At 73.1% G+C, this 18,719-nt stretch carries 19 protein-coding genes; 8 read left to right on the plus strand and 11 right to left on the minus strand.

The annotated features are described in order from the left end of the window. Nucleotides 1–85 precede the first annotated feature (85 nt). Complete coding sequence (locus K8Z49_RS09750) at nt 86–943, plus strand: PaaX family transcriptional regulator C-terminal domain-containing protein (RefSeq protein ID WP_021596250.1); 858 nt, start codon at nt 86–88, stop codon at nt 941–943. Between the two features lie 39 nt (nt 944–982). Here the strand turns inward: K8Z49_RS09750 and K8Z49_RS09755 are convergent, their stop codons facing one another. Continuing rightward, nucleotides 983–1,381: a PaaI family thioesterase gene (locus K8Z49_RS09755; protein WP_021596249.1), complete on the minus strand. Its 399-nt coding sequence runs from the start codon at nt 1,379–1,381 to the stop codon at nt 983–985. Nucleotides 1,382–1,593: 212 nt separating this feature from the next. Here K8Z49_RS09755 and K8Z49_RS09760 point away from each other — a divergent pair, with 212 nt between their 5' ends. From K8Z49_RS09760 to K8Z49_RS09770, 3 genes are all read left to right on the plus strand, one after another. Beyond that, nucleotides 1,594–2,406 carry a 4Fe-4S dicluster domain-containing protein gene (locus K8Z49_RS09760; protein WP_244938615.1) on the plus strand — a complete coding sequence of 271 codons (813 nt, stop codon included), beginning with the start codon at nt 1,594–1,596 and terminating at the stop codon, nt 2,404–2,406. A 2-nt stretch (nt 2,407–2,408) separates the two neighbouring features. Continuing rightward, a complete protein-coding gene (gene nrfD, locus K8Z49_RS09765; protein WP_024936428.1) occupies nt 2,409–3,452 on the plus strand; it encodes an NrfD/PsrC family molybdoenzyme membrane anchor subunit in 1,044 nt (347 codons plus the stop codon). Between the two features lie 148 nt (nt 3,453–3,600). After that, nucleotides 3,601–5,445 carry a carbohydrate-binding module family 20 domain-containing protein gene (locus tag K8Z49_RS09770; protein WP_412518286.1) on the plus strand — a complete coding sequence of 615 codons (1,845 nt, stop codon included), beginning with the start codon at nt 3,601–3,603 and terminating at the stop codon, nt 5,443–5,445. A gap of 82 nt (nt 5,446–5,527) precedes the next feature. On the opposite strand, the gene K8Z49_RS09775 is transcribed toward K8Z49_RS09770, so the two are convergent. Continuing rightward, a complete protein-coding gene (locus K8Z49_RS09775) occupies nt 5,528–6,346 on the minus strand; it encodes an acyl-CoA thioesterase (RefSeq protein WP_412518288.1) in 819 nt (272 codons plus the stop codon). 174 nt (nt 6,347–6,520) lie between these two features. On the opposite strand from K8Z49_RS09775, the gene K8Z49_RS09780 reads away from it, so the two are divergent. Together K8Z49_RS09780 and K8Z49_RS09785 are read left to right on the plus strand one after the other, a co-directional pair. Continuing rightward, on the plus strand, nt 6,521–7,183 hold the full coding sequence (locus K8Z49_RS09780) for a hypothetical protein (RefSeq protein WP_152564118.1): 663 nt from the start codon (nt 6,521–6,523) through the stop codon (nt 7,181–7,183). 121 nt (nt 7,184–7,304) lie between these two features. Then, entirely contained in the window at nt 7,305–9,002 is a 1,698-nt protein-coding gene (locus K8Z49_RS09785; RefSeq protein WP_021598392.1) for a cytochrome b, read from the plus strand. Here K8Z49_RS09785 and K8Z49_RS09790 read toward each other — a convergent pair. The 5 genes from K8Z49_RS09790 to K8Z49_RS09810 form a co-directional block, all read right to left on the minus strand. Then, a complete protein-coding gene (locus tag K8Z49_RS09790) occupies nt 8,977–9,531 on the minus strand; it encodes a TetR/AcrR family transcriptional regulator (RefSeq protein ID WP_021598393.1) in 555 nt (184 codons plus the stop codon). The genes K8Z49_RS09785 and K8Z49_RS09790 overlap by 26 nt on opposite strands. 67 nt (nt 9,532–9,598) lie before the next feature. Further along, complete coding sequence (locus K8Z49_RS09795) at nt 9,599–10,303, minus strand: Crp/Fnr family transcriptional regulator (protein WP_021598394.1); 705 nt, start codon at nt 10,301–10,303, stop codon at nt 9,599–9,601. A gap of 48 nt (nt 10,304–10,351) precedes the next feature. Beyond that, nucleotides 10,352–10,978 (minus strand): LysE family translocator, encoded by a 627-nt coding sequence (locus K8Z49_RS09800; protein ID WP_021598395.1) that lies wholly within the window; start codon nt 10,976–10,978, stop codon nt 10,352–10,354. A gap of 41 nt (nt 10,979–11,019) precedes the next feature. Further along, nucleotides 11,020–11,811: a DUF427 domain-containing protein gene (locus K8Z49_RS09805; RefSeq protein ID WP_075021997.1), complete on the minus strand. Its 792-nt coding sequence runs from the start codon at nt 11,809–11,811 to the stop codon at nt 11,020–11,022. A 74-nt stretch (nt 11,812–11,885) separates the two neighbouring features. Then, nucleotides 11,886–12,269, minus strand: coding sequence for a helix-turn-helix domain-containing protein (locus tag K8Z49_RS09810; RefSeq protein ID WP_021598397.1), 384 nt, complete (start codon nt 12,267–12,269; stop codon nt 11,886–11,888). Nucleotides 12,270–12,603: 334 nt separating this feature from the next. Here K8Z49_RS09810 and K8Z49_RS09815 point away from each other — a divergent pair, with 334 nt between their 5' ends. Both K8Z49_RS09815 and K8Z49_RS09820 read left to right on the plus strand, forming a co-directional pair. Next, nucleotides 12,604–13,746 (plus strand): DUF2637 domain-containing protein, encoded by a 1,143-nt coding sequence (locus K8Z49_RS09815; RefSeq protein ID WP_412518293.1) that lies wholly within the window; start codon nt 12,604–12,606, stop codon nt 13,744–13,746. 140 nt (nt 13,747–13,886) lie between these two features. Further along, nucleotides 13,887–14,894: a hypothetical protein gene (locus K8Z49_RS09820; RefSeq protein ID WP_075021999.1), complete on the plus strand. Its 1,008-nt coding sequence runs from the start codon at nt 13,887–13,889 to the stop codon at nt 14,892–14,894. Here K8Z49_RS09820 and K8Z49_RS09825 read toward each other — a convergent pair. The 4 genes from K8Z49_RS09825 to K8Z49_RS09840 are packed head-to-tail and all read right to left on the minus strand — an operon-like array spanning nt 14,891 to nt 18,638. After that, nucleotides 14,891–15,655: an SDR family NAD(P)-dependent oxidoreductase gene (locus tag K8Z49_RS09825; protein WP_081842779.1), complete on the minus strand. Its 765-nt coding sequence runs from the start codon at nt 15,653–15,655 to the stop codon at nt 14,891–14,893. The genes K8Z49_RS09820 and K8Z49_RS09825 overlap by 4 nt on opposite strands. A gap of 19 nt (nt 15,656–15,674) precedes the next feature. After that, entirely contained in the window at nt 15,675–16,529 is an 855-nt protein-coding gene (locus tag K8Z49_RS09830; protein WP_111831373.1) for an ABC transporter permease, read from the minus strand. Then, nucleotides 16,526–17,452, minus strand: a complete 927-nt coding sequence (locus K8Z49_RS09835; RefSeq protein ID WP_111831372.1) for an ABC transporter permease — start codon at nt 17,450–17,452, stop codon at nt 16,526–16,528. The genes K8Z49_RS09830 and K8Z49_RS09835 overlap by 4 nt, the downstream gene beginning before the upstream one ends. Then, entirely contained in the window at nt 17,442–18,638 is a 1,197-nt protein-coding gene (locus tag K8Z49_RS09840; protein WP_111831371.1) for an ABC transporter ATP-binding protein, read from the minus strand. Before K8Z49_RS09840 ends, K8Z49_RS09835 begins: the two co-directional genes overlap by 11 nt. Nucleotides 18,639–18,719 lie beyond the last annotated feature (81 nt).

Raw genomic sequence — 18,719 nt, forward strand, 5'->3', positions numbered from 1 at the left:
GGCGCGGGACGGGGCCCGGCTCGCGCGATACTGGACAGGCTTCCATGGACGGGCGTGCCCCAGAAGGGCCCAGAAGGAGGAGCACATGGCCCGAACCGGCGAGGACGCGGCCCGCCCCGAGCCGAGGTTCCGCCGCCGGCGCGAGCTCGGCGCGGCGAGCGCGCGTTCGCTGCTGCTGACGGTGCTGGGCGAGTTCGTGCTCCCCGGCGGCCGGCCGGTCTGGACGGCGACGTTCCTGCGGGCGCTCGGGCTGCTCGGCGTGGAGGAGAAGGCCGTCCGGCAGGCGCTCGCCCGCAGCGCCGGCGAGGGCTGGCTCGCCGGGGAGCGGCACGGCCGCCGCACCGCCTGGCGGCTCACCCCGGCCGGCGAGCGGCTGCTCACCGACGGCACCGAGCGCATCTACGGCTTCGGCGGCCCCGTCGGCGACTGGGACGGGCGGTGGCTGGTGGTGCTCGCCACCGTCCCGGAGACCAGCCGCCGCCTCCGCCACCTGCTGCGGACGCGGCTGGCCTGGAACGGCCTCGGCAACCTCTCCCCCGGCGTGTGGGTCAGCCCGCACCCCGAGCGCGAGCAGGAGGTCCGGGAGGTCCTCGCCGAGATCGGCGTCGCCGGCTCCTCCACCCTGTTCGTGGGGCGGCTCGGCGACCTCGACGAGGCGCGGCGCGTGGCCCGGCAGGCCTGGGACCTGGACGAGATCGAGCTCGCCTACGAGGACTTCCTCGACGCCGCCGGCGCGCTGTGCCCCGCCGACGACGCCGGCACGTTCGCCGCGCACACCCGGCTCGTCCAGGAATGGCGCCGGTTCCCGTTCCTCGACCCGGGCCTCCCGGCGGAGCTCCTCCCGGACGACTGGAGCGGATCCCAGGCGTTCGCGCTCTTCCACGAGCGCCACGACGCCTGGCGCCCCGTCGCCGACCGCCAGTGGAAGGCGATGGAGACCTGACGGCACCGCCGGCCGAGAGGTCGTCCCCGGTGCCGGGGCCTAGTCCTTCGGGGAGAGTTTCAGCAGGTTGACGGTTCCCTCGGCGACGACGCGGTCCTTGTCGTCGGTGATCGTCGCCTGCCAGGTGACGTGGTCGTCCACGCGGTCGACGGGGCGGGCGCGGGCCGTCAGGCGGCCCCCGCGCACGGCCCGGATGAACCGCGTGTGGTTGCTGACGCCGACGACCTGGTTGTCCAGCCCCACGGTGAGGGCGGCGCCCATGCTGCAGATGGTCTCGTTGATCGCGCAGTAGACCCCGCCGTGGACGATCCCGTAGGCCTGCATGAGCTTGGCGGTGACCTCGATCTCGGCCACGACCTCCCGGTCGGACGCCTCGGTCACCAGCAGGCCGAGCGTCTGGTCGAGAGGGCCCGCGTAGCCGCCGCCTTCCACCGTCATCCCCGAAAGCTATCCAGCCGCCGAAACGGGCGTCAACGGCGGGACCGGCCCGCGGGACGGGGTGTAGGCGGCGCGTCCCCGGGAAGGGCGGGAGAGCGTCGGCGCCGCGGATGGGAGGTCCTGGGATGGGCAGCTTGGTCGGACGGAACCTGCTCGCCGGAGCCGAACCCGACGTCGCCGCCGACGCGGGCTATCCGGACGCTCCCCCCAGGATGGGCTTCTTCACCGACACGTCCGTGTGCATCGGATGCAAGGCGTGCGAGGTGGCGTGCAAGGAGTGGAACGCCGTTCCCGAGGACGGCCTCGAGTTCACCGGCATGTCGTACGACAACACGCAGGGGCTCGGCGCCGACACCTGGCGGCACGTCGCGTTCATCGAGCAGGACAAGCCCATGGGGCACGCCGAGTCCGGCGTGGACCACACCGGCGCGCCCGGTGACGGGGGCACCGACCTGCGCTGGCTGATGGCGTCCGACGTGTGCAAGCACTGCACGCACGCCGCCTGCCTGGACGTGTGCCCCACCGGCTCGCTGTTCCGCACCGAGTTCGGCACGGTGGTCGTCCAGGAGGACATCTGCAACGGCTGCGGCTACTGCGTCCCCGCCTGCCCGTACGGGGTGATCGACCAGCGCGAGGAGGACGGCCGCGTCTGGAAGTGCACGCTGTGCTACGACCGGCTCGGGGCGGGCCAGGAGCCGGCCTGCGCGAAGGCGTGCCCGACCGACTCCATCCAGTTCGGCCCGCTGGAGGAGCTGCGCGAGCGGGCCGCGATGCGCGTCGACCAGCTCCACGACCTCGGTGTCGAGGACGCGCGCCTCTACGGCCACGATCCGGACGACGGCGTCGGCGGCGACGGCGCGTTCTTCCTGCTGCTGGACGAGCCGGAGGTGTACGGGCTGCCGCCGGACCCGGTCGTCACCACGCGCGACCTGCCGTCCATGTGGCGGCACGCGGGCCTGGCCGCCGCCGCGCTGGCCGGCGGGCTCGCCGCCGTCTTCGCCGCCCACGGCCGCAAGGGAGCCTGACGATGAGCACCTCCGACGTCGGCAGGGAAGGCGTGCGCGGCGCGCGACCGGATCGCGAGGCGCAGGTCGGCGCGGGACCGGACCGCCGCGGGGGACGGCGCGGAGGACGGCGCGGGCGCCGCGGCGAGAAGGCGATGGTGCCGGAGGCGGAGTTCACGTCGTACTACGGCAGGCCGGTCCTGAAGCAGCCCGTGTGGAAGGCCGCCGACGTCGCCGCGTACTTCTTCCTCGGCGGCCTGGCGGGCGCCGGCTCGGTGCTGGCCGCCGGCGCGCAGCTCACCGGGCGTCCGGCCGCGGCGCGGGCGCTGAAGATCTCGTCGCTGGCCGCGATCGCCGGGTCGACGGCCGCGCTGATCCACGACCTCGGGCGGCCCGAGCGCTTCGCCCACATGCTGCGCGTGATGAAACCGACCTCGCCGATGAGCGTGGGCTCCTGGATCCTGGCCGCCTACGGCCCGGCGGCGGGCGCCGCCGCCGTGCTGGACGTGACGGGGCTGCTCCCGCGCCCGGGCCGGGCCGCCACCGCGGGCGCCGCCGCGCTCGGCCCGGCCGTCGCCGCCTACACCGCCGTGCTCGTCGCCGACACGGCGGTGCCCGCCTGGCACGAGGTGCACCGGGAGCTGCCGTTCGTGTTCGTGGGCTCGGGCACCGCCGCCGCGGCCGGCATGGCGCTGCTCACGGCGCCGGTCCGGGAGACCGGCCCGATGCGGACCGCCGCCGTGGCCGGCGCGGCACTGGAGGTGGGCGCGGCCAGACTGATGGAGCGCCGGGCCGGGCTGGCGGCCGAGCCGTACACGGTGGGCAGGGCGGGCCGGCTCATGCGCGCGGGCGAGATCCTGTCGGCCGCGGGCGCCGCCGGGGGCGCCCTGCTCGGCGGGCGCGGCCGCGCCGCGGCGGCGCTCAGCGGGGCGGCGCTCCTGGCGGGCTCGGCCTGCACGCGTTTCGGGGTCTTTCACGCCGGGGTGCAATCCGCGCGCGACCCCAGGTACACCGTCGTTCCCCAGCGGGAACGCCTCGCCGCGCAAGGCTCGGAACCGGCTTCCTGACACTGCCCGCTTTCTGCAAGTTCATTGAAATCTTGCGCAAGCTCTTGACCGGACTGCAAGAAGGGAGCATTCTCACGGGTGCTCGCGGACGGCCGTCCCCCACCCCCTCCGGCGCCCGCCAGGCGCCTCGTGTCAGGAGTTCGCCGACATGTCCCCCACCGACGTGCGACGCGCACGCGTCCCCCGCCGCCGATCCCTGCTCGCCGCCGGGATCCTCGTCCTCGGCGGCCTCTCCCCCGCCGCGGTCCTTCTCCCCGACCGCCCCGCCATGGCCGCCGCCTCCCTCAACTCCAGCGACGTCACCGCCAACCTCTGGGAGTGGAACTGGCCGTCCGTGGCCGCCGCGTGCACCGACCACCTCGGCCCGGCCGGGTACGGGGCCGTCCAGGTCGCGCCGCCCGCCGAGTCGGTCAGCCTCGCGTCCACCGATGACGGCGCCCACCCTTGGTGGGAGGTCTACCAGCCCGTCTCCTACGACCTGACCAGCAGGCTCGGCACCCGCGCCCAGTTCTCCGCCATGGTCACCGCCTGCCACGACGCCGGCGTCCGCGTGTACGTGGACGCGGTGATCAACCACACGGCGGGCCACAACAACACGGTGAACACCACCTACGGAGGCTCGACGTTCGATCCGGCGGGGTTCTCCTACCCGGCCGTCCCCTACGGGTACGGCGACTTCCACCACGCCAACGACGGTTACTGCAACGACGAGGACGCGGGCATCGACGACTGGAACGACACGTCCGAGGTGCAGAACTGCGAGCTGGTGTCGCTGTCGGATCTCAAGACGCAGACCGGCTACGTGCGCGGCAAGATCGCCGGGTATCTCAACGACCTGATCGGGCTCGGCGTGGACGGGTTCCGGATCGACGCCGCCAAGCACATCGCGCAGAGCGACTTCGCCGCCATCAAGGGCGCGCTGAACCCCACCACCGCCGAGGGCAAGGCGCCCTACATCGCCCAGGAGGTCTTCCCCGGCGCCACCAATCCGGACCTGAAGGCGTCCGCGTTCACCTCCAACGGCGACGTGCTCGGCTTCGCCTACGCGATGGGCCTCAAGACCCAGTTCCAGAACGGCACCCTGTCGAACCTGTCGGGCATCCCGTCCTGGTCGCTGGACGGGGAGAGCTCCCAGACCTACGCCATGATCACCAACCACGACACCGAGCGGGACGGCTCCACGCTCAGCTACAGGAACGGCGCCGACTACACCCTCGCCACCTACTTCCTGCTCGCCTACCCGTACGGCAAGCCGACCGTCTACGACGGGTTCACCTGGTCGTCCAGGGGGCAGTCGCCGCCCGCCGACTCCAACGGGTTCGTCACCGCCGCGAACTGCGCCGGCGGCTGGCAGTGCCTCACCCGCTCGACCGGGATCAAGGGCATGGTCGGGTGGCGCAACGCGACCGCGTCCGCGACCACGGTCTCCAACTTCACGGCCACCGCGGGAGACGTCATCGGGTTCAGCCGCGGGTCGCGGGGCTGGATCGGGCTGAACGACTCCTCCGGGCCGTCCACCTCGTCCTACCGGACGGGTCTCGCGGACGGCGTCTACTGCGACGTCATCACCGGCGGCCTCGGCCCGGACGGCTGCGCGGGCACGGCCGTCACCGTGTCGGGCGGCACGGCCACCGTGACCATCCCCGCGGGCGGCGCGGTCGCCATTCACGCCGACGCCAAGACCGGTGCCACACCGACGCCCGCGACCGTCACCGACACGTTCAGGGTCCACGCGACCACCACCTGGGGGACCAGCGTCTACCTAGTCGGGAACGTCCCGGCGCTCGGGTCGTGGGACCCCGCCAAGGCCGTGAAGCTCTCCTCGGCCGGCTACCCGGTCTGGAGCGGCGAGGTCACGCTGCCCGCCAGGACCGAGATCCAGTACAAGTACGTCAAGAAGACCGACGCGGGCGCCGTGACATGGGAGAGCGGCGCCAACCGGACGTACACGACCGGCACGTCCGGCCGCACCGCCGACGACACCTGGAGATAGAGGCGCTCCGAGAACGGCACCGTCCCCCCGCCGGTGCCCCCGGGGCCGGCCTCCTCGTGTTCGGAGGCCGGCCCCGGCCGCGTCAGTCGCGGGGCGTGCGGAACAGCACCTCCTGGGCGAGGCTGGCCGCCAGCACCCCGCCGGCGGTGTGGAGCGTCCCCGTGTACCAGCCGCGCCCGGCGGCGACGGTCTGCGGGACGAGGTCCATCAGCACCCACTCGTCCATCCGGACCGGGCGGTGGAACCAGACCGCGTGGTCGAGGCTGGACCCGGACCGGGCGCGCCCGTCGTGCAGCGCGATCAGGCCGCTGGAGATATCGGACAGGTACGTCAGCACGCACGCGTGCAGCAGGTCGTCGTCCGGCAGCGGCGCGGTGCAGCGCGACCACAGCCGGGTCGGGAAGTCGGCCGGCTCGTACGGCTGCGGCGGGACGCGGCCCTCCATCGAGAACAGCCGCGGGACCGGCGACTCCGGGAGGGTCCGCGGGTCCGGCGCCGCGGGCGCGGGGTGCACCTGCCGGTCCACGTCGTCCGCGGGCCGCTGGAACGAGACCGACATGTTGAAGATGACCTCGCCGCCCTGGAGTGCCACCACCCGGCGCGCGGAGAACGAGCGCCCGTCGCGGTCCCGGTCCACCCGGAAGATCGTCGGCCGGGCCGCGTCGCCGCCGCGCAGGAAGTAGCCGTGCAGCGAGTGCGGCAGGCGACCCTCCGGTACGGTGCCGCCGGCGGCGCGCAGCGCCTGCGCCGCGACCTGCCCGCCGTAGAGCGGGTACGGGTCGTCGAAGACGAGCGTGCCCCGGTAGAGGTCCCGGTCGAGCTCCTCCAGGTCCAGCAGGTCGAGGACGGAGTAGAGGGATTCCAGCCGCGTTCCGGGCTCTTCGGAGATCTTGGGTCGCACGCCCGCGACGTTATCCGACGGCCGCGTCCGGACGCCGCCCGGGTGAGGGCCGCCGCATAACCCGCCTTCCGTGGGGCAGATCACAGAAGTCATGCTCCGCATCGCGTCACATAAAGGGGTGCGCCGCCCATCTATTTCTATGGCGGCACCGGCGCGGAGGGCTTGGGAGGCGGCATGGAGAGTGTGGCGAGGAAGTTCGACCTGACCATGCTGTACGCCGCCTACGACGCGTTCCGCCGCGACACCGCCCGGCTGGAGGCGGCGGCCGGATCCGGTCACCGCGCGGAGCCGCCGGGGAGGGCGGTCGCGAACAGCTGGTCCCTGTTCACCGGCCACTGGCGCCTCCAGGACCGCGCGGAGAAGGCGGCCCTCTGGACGGTCATGTACGCCAAGGACGCCGGCGCGCGGCCGTCCGGCGGGCTCGGCCGGGTCGGGGCCGTCCTCGACGCCATGGCGTTGCGGGCGGTCAAGGTCGTCCCGCTGATCGACGGCCTGGACGCGGCGCTGGAGCACCGTGACCAGCGCGCGTTCGCCCTCTACGCCCGCGACCTCCGCGTCTCGGTGGACACGCTCCTGGACTTCAAGGAGGCCCACGTGCTGCCGCTGATCCAGGAGACGCTCACGCCGTTCGAGTGGGGCACCTTCGACGTCGAGTTCCGCCGCGAGCTGGGCCTGCGCGGGCTCGGCGTGTTCCTGCCCTGGCTGCTGGACGGCGCTCCCGCCGCCGGCCGCCGCGCGGTGCTGCGCATGCTGCCGCCGCCGATCCGGCTCTTCTACCGGGCGCGCTGGCGTCCGCGCTACATGCGCCGCACCCGCCTGGCCGGCGCCACCGGCTGAGGACGGCGCGCCTCCGTCCCGCACTGTGATCCGGTCCACACCGGACGATGTCACATACGGCATCCCGCATCGGTCTTATGCCTAGAAGCGACATGCCCAGATGCGCGGGAGGATGCTGACGATGGCGGGGACGAGAACGGCCGGTGGCCGCCGGCCGGGCGTACGCGGCGCGCCGAGGAGCGTCGACGGCACGGCGCGGGCGCTGGACGAGCGGTTCGGCACGACCGGCTTCGCCCGCAAGGCAGTGAAGAAGGCCTTCCCGGACCAGTGGAGCTTCCTCGTCGGCGAGATCGCGATGTACTCGTTCGTGATCATCCTGCTGACCGGGGTGTACCTGACGCTGTTCTTCAAGCCGAGCATGCACGAGGTCGTCTACAACGGCTCGTACACCAAGCTCAAGGGCGTCGAGATGAGCGAGGCGTACGCCTCCTCGCTCAAGATCAGCTTCGATGTGCGGGGCGGGCTGCTCGTCCGGCAGATCCACCACTGGTCGACGCTCATCTTCATGGGCGCGATCCTCGTCCACCTGCTCCGCAACTTCTTCAGCGGCGCGTTCCGCAAGCCGCGCGAGCTGAACTGGCTCATCGGCATCCTCATGTTCATGCTGGTCATGCTGAACGGCCTGTTCGGCTACTCGCTGCCGGACGACCTGCTGTCCGGCACCGGCCTGCGGATCCTGGAGGGCGTCACCGCGTCGATCCCGCTGGTCGGGTCGTACCTGGTGATGTTCCTGTTCGGCGGGGAGTACCCCGGCACCGACATCATCCCCCGCCTCTACGTGATCCACGTGCTGCTGATCCCCGGGCTCCTGGCGGCGCTGATCCCGCTGCACGCGATCGTGCTGACCTGGCGGCAGACCCACACCCAGTTCCCGGGCAAGGGCAGCTCGAACACGACCGTCCGCGGCTACCCGTTCTTCCCCGTCTTCATCGCCAAGACCACGTCGCTGTTCCTGTGGGTGCTCGGGGTCACGACGCTGCTGGCCGCGTTCGTCCAGATCAACCCGATCTGGCTGTTCGGACCGTACGACCCGGGCGCCATCAGCTCCGGCTCCCAGCCCGACTGGTACATGGGCTGGCTGGAGGGCGCGCTGCGGATCATGCCCGCCTGGGAGATCAACGCGTGGGGGCACACGGTCGCGATGAGCGTGGTGATCCCCGCGCTGGTGGTGCCGGGCCTGCTGTTCACCGGCCTCGCCGTCTACCCGTTCCTGGAGCGCTGGGTGACCGGCGACCACCAGATCCACCACCTGCTGGACCGGCCGCGCGACGTCCCCGCCCGCACCGGCATCGGCGTCGGCGGCGTGGTCTTCTACGGGACGCTCTGGCTCGCGGGCGGAAACGACGTCCTCGCCGACCGGTTCCACATCCCGCTGTTCTGGACGACCTGGTTCTTCCGCTTCCTGATCATCCTCGGGCCGGTGCTCGCCTACATCGTCGCCTACCGCATCTGCGTGGGCCTGCAACGCCGCGACCTGGCGCTCGCCGCCCACGGCCTGGAGACCGGCATCATCCGCCAGTCGCCCGACGGGAGGTTCAGCGAGGTCGAGCGGCACCTGCCGGACGAGGCGATCGCCGCCATCACCGACCCGCGGCCGGCGCCCGCCGTCGACCTGGACGTCCCGCCGCCCGTCGACGACATCGAGAGCCCGCGCGGCCGGACCGCCGCCGGCCGGCTCCGCGCCGCGCTCAACCGCCGGTTCCGGGCCGACCTCGCCGTCGTCCCGGAACGTCCCCCGGCCGGGGAGAACGGGGAACGGGAGGACGCCGTGGCCGCCGGAGCGGGACGCGAGATCAGCGCTCGAAGAGAAGGCGGATGACCGGGCCGGCCGCCGCGACGGGGTCGTCGCCGAGGTCGGGCAGCGCGCCGCTCAGCCACAGGTGCGCGAAGCCGTGGACGATCGACCACGCGGCGATCCCCGCCGTCCGGTCGTCCTGCGGCCCGCCCGGCGCGACCCCGCGGACACCCTCGCGCAGGGCCAGCGCGGCGCGCTCGCGGGCCGCGCCGACCCCGGGATCGTCGGCCCGGTAGAGCGCGGGGGTGAACATCACCTCGAAGTGGGCCCGGTGCCCGACCGCGAACCGGACGTACGCCAGGCCGACGTCGTGCAGGTCGTCGCCGGCGGCCTCCAGGGCGTCGGCGAAGAGCGCGTAGCCCTCGGCGGCGACGGCCGTCAGCAGCCCGGTCTTGTCGCCGAAGTGATGGGCGGGCGCGGCGTGCGAGACGCCGGCGCGGCGGGCCAGCTCGCGCAGGCTCCACGTCGCCGGGCCCGACTCCGCGATCGCCTCGACGGCGGCGTCGAGCACGGCCCGCCGCAGGTTGCCGTGATGGTAGCCGTCGCCGCTCATGCCGCCATTTTGTCACCGGCAAGTTCCGCCGGGCGCCCGGGACGCCCGCGGCCGGAGGGACCGCGCGTCAGTCCTGCTCCTTCGAGAACTCGCGGAGGCGGGGCAGGTCGACGACGGTGATCTTGCGCCAGCCGGTGCGGATCAGGCCCGCCCGGCGGAGCCCGGCGAGGGCGCGGGCGACGGTCTCCCGGGACGCGTCCATCCAGCTGCCGAGCTCCTCCTGCGAAAGCGGCGGGCCGATCTCGATCGACCCGTCCGGCGCGGGCGGGGCGTGGTGGACCGACCGCTCGGCCAGGTCGGTGAGGAGCGCCGCGAGGCGCTGCGGGCCCCGGCTCGTGATGTGCGCCGCCAGCCGCCGGTCGGAGTCGTCCATGCGCCGGACGAAGGTGCCGGTGACGAGCATCCACACGTCCGGATGGGCGTCCAGGAACCCGGTGAACCGGGCCGCGGGCACGACCAGCGCGCGGATCGGCGACAGCGCGGTGACCGTCGCGGCCCGCGGCCGCCCGCCGAGCACCGCGCTCTCGGCCAGCAGGTCGCCGGGCCCGCGGACGGCCAGCACCACGTCGTGGCCGTCCTCGGTCGAGGAGGTCACCTTCGCCCAGCCGCGCTCGATGATGATCACGTGGTCGGACTCGTCGCCCTGGTACACCAGGGGCGCCTTCACCTGGAAGGTCCGCGGGCGCGCGGCGGCGCGGAGCGCGGAGCGCTGCGCGGCGTCGAGCGCGGCCCAGAACGCCGGAGGCGGAGAGGACGCCGCGTACGGTGCCAACAGCCGCCTCCTTTGCCCGGGGTCATCTGAACTGTAAACCCGCGGACGTCACTTGGGGACGGCCAGCAGCCGCACGGCGAGTCCCGTGAAGACGGTGCCGCTGAAGATGTTCAGGCCCCGCGCGACGCGGCGGCTGCGCCGCAGCAGGTCCGCGAGCCGGCCGGAGAGCAGCCCCACGGACGCGTCCACGGCGAGGCCGATGAGGACGAGCGTGATCCCGAGGACGAGGAGCTGGACCATCGGGTGCCCGAGCGCCGGGTTCACGAACTGCGGCAGGAAGGCGATGTTGAACAGGATCACCTTGGGGTTCAGCAGGTTCGTGACGACGCCCTGCCAGAACGCGCGCGGCCGCCCGGGGCCGACCGCGGCCGTGCCCTCACCCGGCTCGCCGCGGTCACGGAACGACCGGACCGCGAGGTACAGCAGGTAGGCGGCGCCGGCCCAGCGCAGCACGTGGTAGAGCGCCGGCAGGGCCGTGAAGAGGGCGGAGAGCCCGAGCGTCGCGGCGACGGCGTGCGTGAGGGCGCCGGCGGCGACGCCCACGGCGGCCATCACGCCCGTTCCGGGCCCGCCGCGCCCGCCCATCGCGACGATGAACATCATGTCGGGCCCGGGGGTGACGCAGAGGGCGAAGGCCGCGACGACGAACGCCGCATAGAGGGAGGTATCCACCATGCCGAAACTATGCGACAGATGGACCTTCCACCGCGAACCGGTCAGGCGCCCGCGCCGGGCGTGTCCGCCTCGATCGTCAGAGCCTCATGGTCGAAGGCGAGATACCCGCCGATCCTGGCGGCGTCCTCCAGGGGCCGCTCGTAGGACCAGGCGGCGTCCTCGGCGCCGTCCAGCGACCAGTACGTCGCCTCGCCCTTGTACGGGCAGACGGTGCGCTTCTCGCTCCGGGTCAGCAGGTCGCGGCGGACGTCCTCGGCCGGGATGTAGAACCGGTTGGGCAGCCCCGTCTCCGACAGCAGCCTCGACCGCTCGGTCTCCGCGACGACCGTCCCGTCCAGCAGCACCCGCACGCGCCTGGAGGTGTCGCGCGCGTCGACACGGTGGAACGGGTCCCGCAGGTGCCCGTGGACCTCCTCGTCCTCGTCGAACCAGGCGTCCATCCGCTTCCAGTAGAAGGCCATGTGCCCGCGCAGCCACGCCGACTCCGGATTCGGCTCCGGATAGGCCCAGACCGCGTTCTCGGCCGCGCGGTCGCCGACCCGCACCGTCCAGTACGCCGCGTCGCCCTTGAACGGGCAGTACGTCGTGTGCTCGGTCTTCTCCAGCAGGTCGGTCCGCACGTCCTCCTCCGGGACGTACAGGACGGGCAGCAGGCCGGTCTCATGCAGGAACCGCCCGCGCTCGGTGTCCAGGACGGTCTCCCCCGCGAACCGCGCCCGGACCCGCCGCGGGAAGGGGTGCATGAACAGGCGGTGCTTCGGCCCGTCGATGGTGAAGTTGACCTCGTCGCCGGGGGATCCCGCGAGCGGTCCCGGCCGCATGGTCAGCGACATGTCCGTGTCTCCCTTCACGCCTGTCGGCATCGCCTCCAGTTCACCACGGCGCGCCGCCTCCGGCGCACGCGGCGCTAGCCGCCCCGCCGGATGCCCGCGGTCCGGGCGCGGTAGGCGGTCGGGGTCTGGCCGTAGGCGGCGCGGAAGGCGCGACTGAAGGCGGCGGCGTCCGGCATGCCCCAGCGGTTCGCGATCGCGCCGATCGGCTCCGCGCCGAAGAGCGGGTCGGCGAGCTCGCGGCGGCAGTTCTCCAGGCGGCGGGCGCGGATGTGCCGCGCGACGGTCGTGCCGGACGGCCGGAACACCCGGTACAGCTGGCGGACGGAGATGTGGTGCGCCGCCGCGATCGACGCCGGGCACAGGGACGGGTCGTGCAGCCGCCCCTCGATCCACGCCTCGATCCGCTCGAACGCCGAGACGAGCAGGAGTCGGTCCGAGCTGTCTGCGAGCGTGGACATGACGCTCCTCCGGTCTGCGAACGGGGTCTCGGACGCCACCCGCCAGGCTTCTATGGCGTGTCAGGAAGGTCAATGAGCGAGTCAGCACGACGCTGCGGGCGGGCTTTGGCACTCGGCGCCAAATCCCCGCGTGGAGCGGCGGGACCGCCCGTTCCACTCCAATAAATGGACACAATAGGACAATTCAGCCGTGGGGCGGCCGGTGGCGCCGATCGGCGGTTTCCCGGAAATGCGACCGAGACGTGATGCGAATCGCCCACGAAACGGCAAAGGAATGGATAGTCTCCCTGCGATCACTCTTGGTTGTGTAAGGAAATCTGGGAGCACACGCCGCATGAGCGCTGCCAACCGGGCACAGGTCATCACACGGTGGGGAGCCATCGCCTTCATGGCGGCCGCGGTCCTGACCGCCACCGCCGGTGGCTTCGCCCAATCCTATGCCGGGCTCTACCACTGGGCCCTCGAACACGGCCTGCGCGGCTGGAAGGCCGAGTCCTTCCCCCTGCTGGTCGACCTGTTCATCATCGTCGGAGAGCTCGGGCTCTTCCTGCTGGCCATAGACGCCTTCGTGCTGCGCCGCCGGACGCTGATGAGCTGGCTGGACTTCTGCCTGCCGCTGTCCATCGCCATCGCGGGCTGGACGGCCAGCCTCATCTTCAACGTCGGGCACGTCGGGCACAAGACGTTCTCCTACCAGGCGACGGCCGCCGTGCCGCCGATAGTGTCCATGCTCGGCCTCTTCGTCCTGCTGCGGACCCTGCACCGGTACGTGTCGAACGAGGAAGAGGAGGAGGTCAAGCCGCCCGAGCCGCAGACGCGCGCGATCGCCGGGCCGGTCACGCTGAACCAGATCACGCTGATGCCGATGCGCAACACCGGCCCGTTCCCGCAGATCCAGGTCCCCGGGCACTCGGGGAAGGCGATCGAGTCGGGCACCCCGGCCGCCGCCGCGCCGCAGCCCAAGGCCGAGACCGCACGCGAGGCCGCCGCCGGCGCGACCGCCCAGGCCGCCGCGCCCGCGACCGCCCCGGCGCCCGCTCCCAAGGCCCCCGCCCCCGCTCCGGCCCCGCAGCCGGAACCCGAGCCGGAGCCGGAGCCGGAGCCGGAACTGGCCGTGGTCAGCGCCGCCGCCCGCGGCAGCCTCAACGGGCGCAGCTCCTACGGCACCGCCACCGAGGAACCGGCACCGGCGCCCGCCGCCAACCCGGAGAACCTGCGCGCCCTCGTCATCGACGTCCTCGAACGCCGGCACGGGGACGTCGCCGGGACGCTCGCCGAGGTCCGGGCCGAGGGCTACAGCTGCGACGAGGCGGAGATCCAGCGGATCAGCGACAACCACTGGTTCCCGTACGCGGTGTACCGGCTGCTCGCCAAGCACCACGGCGACGGCGAGCTGGTCGCCCAGGAGCTGGCGTCCCAGGGGATCGTCTACGACCAGGCCACGCTGGACGCGCTCGTCCAGTCCTGGCGCGTCTGACCCGTCCCCAGGGCTCACCGCCCGTCCGCGTTTTCCGGACCGGCCGCCCCCGCCGTTGCGGGCGGCCGGTCCGTCGCGTATTCCCGCGATCACGCTCCGTCCGTGCGACGCTGGGCGCACCAGCGACGCCGGGAGAGCCGATGAAGACGCAACTGGCCGCGATGCATCTGGCCGCGGTGGGCGCCGCGGCCGCCCTCGCGGGCGCCGTCACCGGGTACCTGATCGCCCCCTCGCCGGGGGACGCCGCCGCGCGTCCCGCCGCCCACCAGCGCGCGAGCGGCACCCTGCACCTCGCGCTCAACATGCCGGCCGGAGACCGCGCCGAGGCCGCCGCGCTCGGCTACGACCTGTTCGACACCGACCCCGACGAGGACGACATCGCCGCGCTGCCCAAGGGCGGACGGGCCCTGCTGTGGGTCGGCAACACCACCTGCGGCGCCTTCCAGGAGGAGAGCGACGCCGCGTTCGCGGCCACGGTGAAGCGGTTCGCCGGGAACGCCCGCGTCTACGGCTGGTACCTGTCCGACGAGCCGAACCCGGACCAGTGCCCCGGCATCGTCGGCGAGATCCGGCGGCGCGCGGACATCGTCCACCGGTACGCGCCGGGGCAGGTCGCGTTCGCCTCGCTGACCGACTGGCCGATGCGGCCGCTCAGACCGTCCGCCACCCATCTCGACCTCATCGGGCTCGACCCCTACCCGTGCCGGACGGGCGGCGGGGGCTGCGACCTGGACGCGATCGACACCATGGTCGGGCAGGCCGCCCGCGCCGGGTTCCCCCAGCGCATGATCGTCCCCGTGTTCCAGACGTTCGGGCAGTCCTGCAATGACGGTGAACGGCACTGGCGGCTGCCGGACGAGGCGCAGCTCACCTCCATCCTCCGCCGGTGGGACCGGCTCGTCCCGCGCCCCGCGTTCGACATCAGCTACTCGTGGGGGCGGCAGGACGCGTGGGCGTGCCCGACGCTGGCCGACGCCGACGGCACGGGCGGCAGGCCCGATCTGCAGGCCGTCATGAAACGGCACAACCTGCGCCGGACCGGCCCCGCCCGGCCGCCCTCGCGGACGCCCTCGCGCAGTCCGGCGCCGACGTCCTCCGCCGAACCGCAGGCGCCCACGGCACCGTGCCCGGCGCCCGGAGGCCCCTAGGCAGGGGCGCGCTGCTGTTCCTGGGCCGGATCGGTGCGCAGCCGCGCGTGCAGCCCGCCGTCCACGCGCAGGACGTGCCCGTTGAGCTGCTCCGCCGCCGGGGACGCCAGGAACAGCGCCGCGTCCGCGACCTCCTCCGGCGCGGTGGTGCGGCCGGCCGGGATGTCGGTGGCGGGCCGGATCTCCCCGACGACGCTGGCCGGGGCGACGCAGTTCGCCCGGATGCCGAGCCCGCCGAGCTCCACGGCGATCGCCCGGCTCAGCGCCTCGATGCCCGCCTTGGTCACGTCGTAGGCGCTCTGGTCCTCGTGGGCCCGGGAGCCTCCCGGCGACGACAGGCTGACGATCGCGCCGCCCCGCCCGGCGTCGCGCCAGTGCCGGACGGCGCGCACCGACAGCAGGTACGCCGAGCGCAGGTTCGCGGCGACGACCGCGTCCCATAGCCCGGCGCTGAAGTCGATGAACGGGGTGCGCACCTCGGTCATCGCCGCGTTGTTGACGAGCACGTCCAGGCCGCCGTCCCGCAGGAGCCTGGCGAAGACCGCGTCGGCGACGTCCTCGCGGGCCAGGTCGCCGACCATCGTCGCGACCCGCGGGTCGCCGTCGAAGACCTTGAGCCCGTCGTCGTCCACGTCCACGGCGAGCACCCGCGCGCCCGCGCCGGCGAAGCGCCGCACCAGCGCGCGGCCGATCAGGCCCGCGGCGCCGGTGACCAGGACCCGCTCCCCCGTGTAGTCGAACCGGACGCTGCTCATTCGCATGCCCTCTTCTCCGCTGGGCTCATTCGGCCGGGGCCTCCCTCACCTGGGCGACGATCTGTGTCGGGTTGACGAACATCAGGGCGATCACGAGCAGGACCGCCGACAGCGCCATGTAGATCACGGCCATCGCGTCGATGGCCTGGGCGGCGCGGATGCCGGGGGTGAACGCGGCGCTGTACAGCGAGACGATCAGCGTCTGGCTGTCGGCGTCGGCGACCAGGAACGTCAGCTCGAACATGGCGACGGTCCGGACCAGCACCAGGATGCCGGCGGCGAGGATGCCGGGCAGCAGCAGCGGCACCAGCACCCGCGTGAACACCTGCCGGGTGCGGGCCCCGCACATCCGCGCCGCCGACTCCACGTTCGCGTCGATCTGCTCCACGAACGGCGTCATCACGAGGACGACGAACGGCAGGGCCGGGACGAGGTTCGCCGCGATGACGCCCGTCATCGTCCCCGCCAGGTGCACCTTGTACAGGACGGTCGCGAGCGGGATCCCGTAGGTGATCGGCGGCAGCAGCACCGGGAGCAGCAGCAGGAACATCACGATCCGCTTGCCCGGGAAGTCGCGGCGCGCCAGCGCGTACCCGGCGGGGACGCCGATCAGCAGCGAGAGCGCCACCACCACGAGCGTGATCTCCAGCGTGACGGTCAGCACCTCGCCGAGCGCGAACTCCTCCCACGCGTCGGAGTACCACGCGCTGGTGAAGCCCTGCGGCAGCCAGCCGGCGAACCACCTGGTCCCGAACGAGTTGACGACCACGGACAGGATCAGGGCGGCCAGGTTGACCAGGAAGAACGCGACGCAGATCCAGACGGCCCAGCCGCTCAGCCGGCCCTTCGGCAGCCCGCGCGGGCGGGAGACGGCGGTCATGATCCCTTACCTCCCATCGCGGGCCCGGTGTAGAGGCGGCCGCGCAGCAGCAGCGTGACCGAGATGACGAGCAGCTCGAACACGCCCATCAGCACGGCGATGGTCGAGGCCATCGAGTAGTCGTACTTCTCGAACGCCGCCTGGTAGGCCGCGATCGCCATCACCCGGGTCTCGCCGGCCGGTTCGCCGACGAGGTTCGCCGAGGGGAACACCGAGAACGCCAGCACGAACGCCAGCACGAACGTGGTCGCGAGGCCCGGGGCGAGCAGCGGCAGGACGATCCGCCGCATCCGCTGCCAGGGCCCGGCGCCGAGCGTCGCGGCGGCCCGCTCCAGCGTCGGGTCGATGCCCGACATGTAGGAGAGCACCAGCAGGAACGCGAACGGGAACCCGGTGATGAGCAGCGAGAGCAGCACGCCCCAGTAGTTGTAGATCAGCCGGACCGGCTCGTCCACGACGCCGAGGTCGAGCAGCACCCGGTTGAACCAGCCCCGGGGGCCGAGGTAGCGCAGCAGCCCGTCCGCCACCAGGACGGTGCCGAGCGTCACCGGCAGGACGAGCAGCGCCGTCAGCACGCGGCGTCCCCGGAACCTGCCGCGCAGCCGGTACGCGATCGGCACCGACGCGCCGACGTTGATCAGTGCGGCCGGAAGCGCGAGCTTGAGCGTCTTCCAGATCGTGCCGCGCTGGTAGGAGTCCTTGAAGAAGTCGGCGTAGTTGCCGAGCGGGCCGCCGCCGTTCTTCGGCTGCAGCGACAGCCCCACCCCGTACAGCATCGGGTAGAGGAACAGCAGGCCGACGACGAGGATGGCGGGCACCAGCAGGAGCAGGACCCGGTCCACGCCGCGTTCGGCGAGCCGGTGCCGCAGACCGCCGCGCCGGGACGGCGGCGCCTCGGGGCGGGCGGGGGCCTCAACCGCCATCGGTGCCCCCCGCCTCGCCCGCCGGGACGCCGAGCGCCCCGGCGGCGGGTTCGTCGAGCGCCTGCGCGGCGTCCCGCACGCTCTCGCCGAACACGAGCACGCGGTCCGGGGAGACGGCCAGCGTGACCCGCTCCCCCGGCGCGATCCGCTCCGGCGACCGGAAGTGGACGACGCGGCCGTCGTCGGTGACGCCCTCGGCGGCGACCTCGCGCCCGTGGAACTCCGACACCTCCACCCGGACGGTCACGAGGTTCTCCCCCGCCGCCCGGTCCGCGGACCCGGCGACGCGGAAGTCCTCCGGCCGGACGGCGGCGACCGCCCGCGCCCCGGTGATCGGCTGCCGGCCCACCCCGGTCAGGGTGAGCCCGCCCCGCTCGCCGAGCGTGACGCCGCCGCCGTCGCCGGACGACAGCACGGGCAGTTCCAGCAGGTTCCGGTAGCCCATGAACCCGGCGATGTAGGTGCTGACCGGGTAGGTGTAGACCTCCTCGGGCGTCCCGATCTGCTCGATCCTGCCGGACCGCAGCACCACGACCCGGTCGGCGAGCGCGAGCGCCTCCTCCTGGTCGTGCGTGACGTACACGGTCGTCAGGCCGAGCTGCTGGTGGATGCGGCGGATCTCGGTGCGCATCTGCACGCGGAGCTTGGCGTCCAGGTTGGACAGCGGCTCGTCCATCAGCACCAGCTTCGGGCGGAGCACGATCGCGCGGGCGATGGCGACGCGCTGCTGCTGGCCGCCCGACAGCTGGCCCGGCAGCTTGTGCTCGTGCTCGGTCAGCTCGACCGTGCGCAGCGCCTCGTCCACCCGGCGGGCGGTCTCGGCCTTCCCGACCCGCCGGACCGACAGCCCGAACGCCACGTTCTTGCGGACGGTCAGGTGCGGGAACAGCGCGTAGTTCTGGAACACCATCCCGAACCCGCGCCGCTCCGGCGGCAGCGTGTCGACGCGCTCCTCGTCCAGCCAGATCGCGCCCTCCGAGAGGGGCAGCAGCCCGGCCAGGCAGTTCAGCGCGGTCGACTTGCCGCAGCCGGACGGCCCGAGCAGCGCGATGAACTCGCCGCCCTCGATGCGCAGGTCGAAGCCGCTCAGCGCGGCCGTCTTACCGAACCGGCGCGTCACGCCGTCCAGCCGCAGATGCCCGAACGCCGCCCGCGAGTCCTTCTCCACCACGCTCCCCACAGTCATACCGCCCCCCACACCACACGCCCCGCGCCCCCAGTCAAGAACGCGCAGCCGGCAGAACGGCCCATCGCGGACGCGCAGCCC

This window comes from Actinomadura madurae (assembly GCF_047130825.1).
GTDB classification, from domain to species: domain Bacteria; phylum Actinomycetota; class Actinomycetes; order Streptosporangiales; family Streptosporangiaceae; genus Spirillospora; species Spirillospora madurae.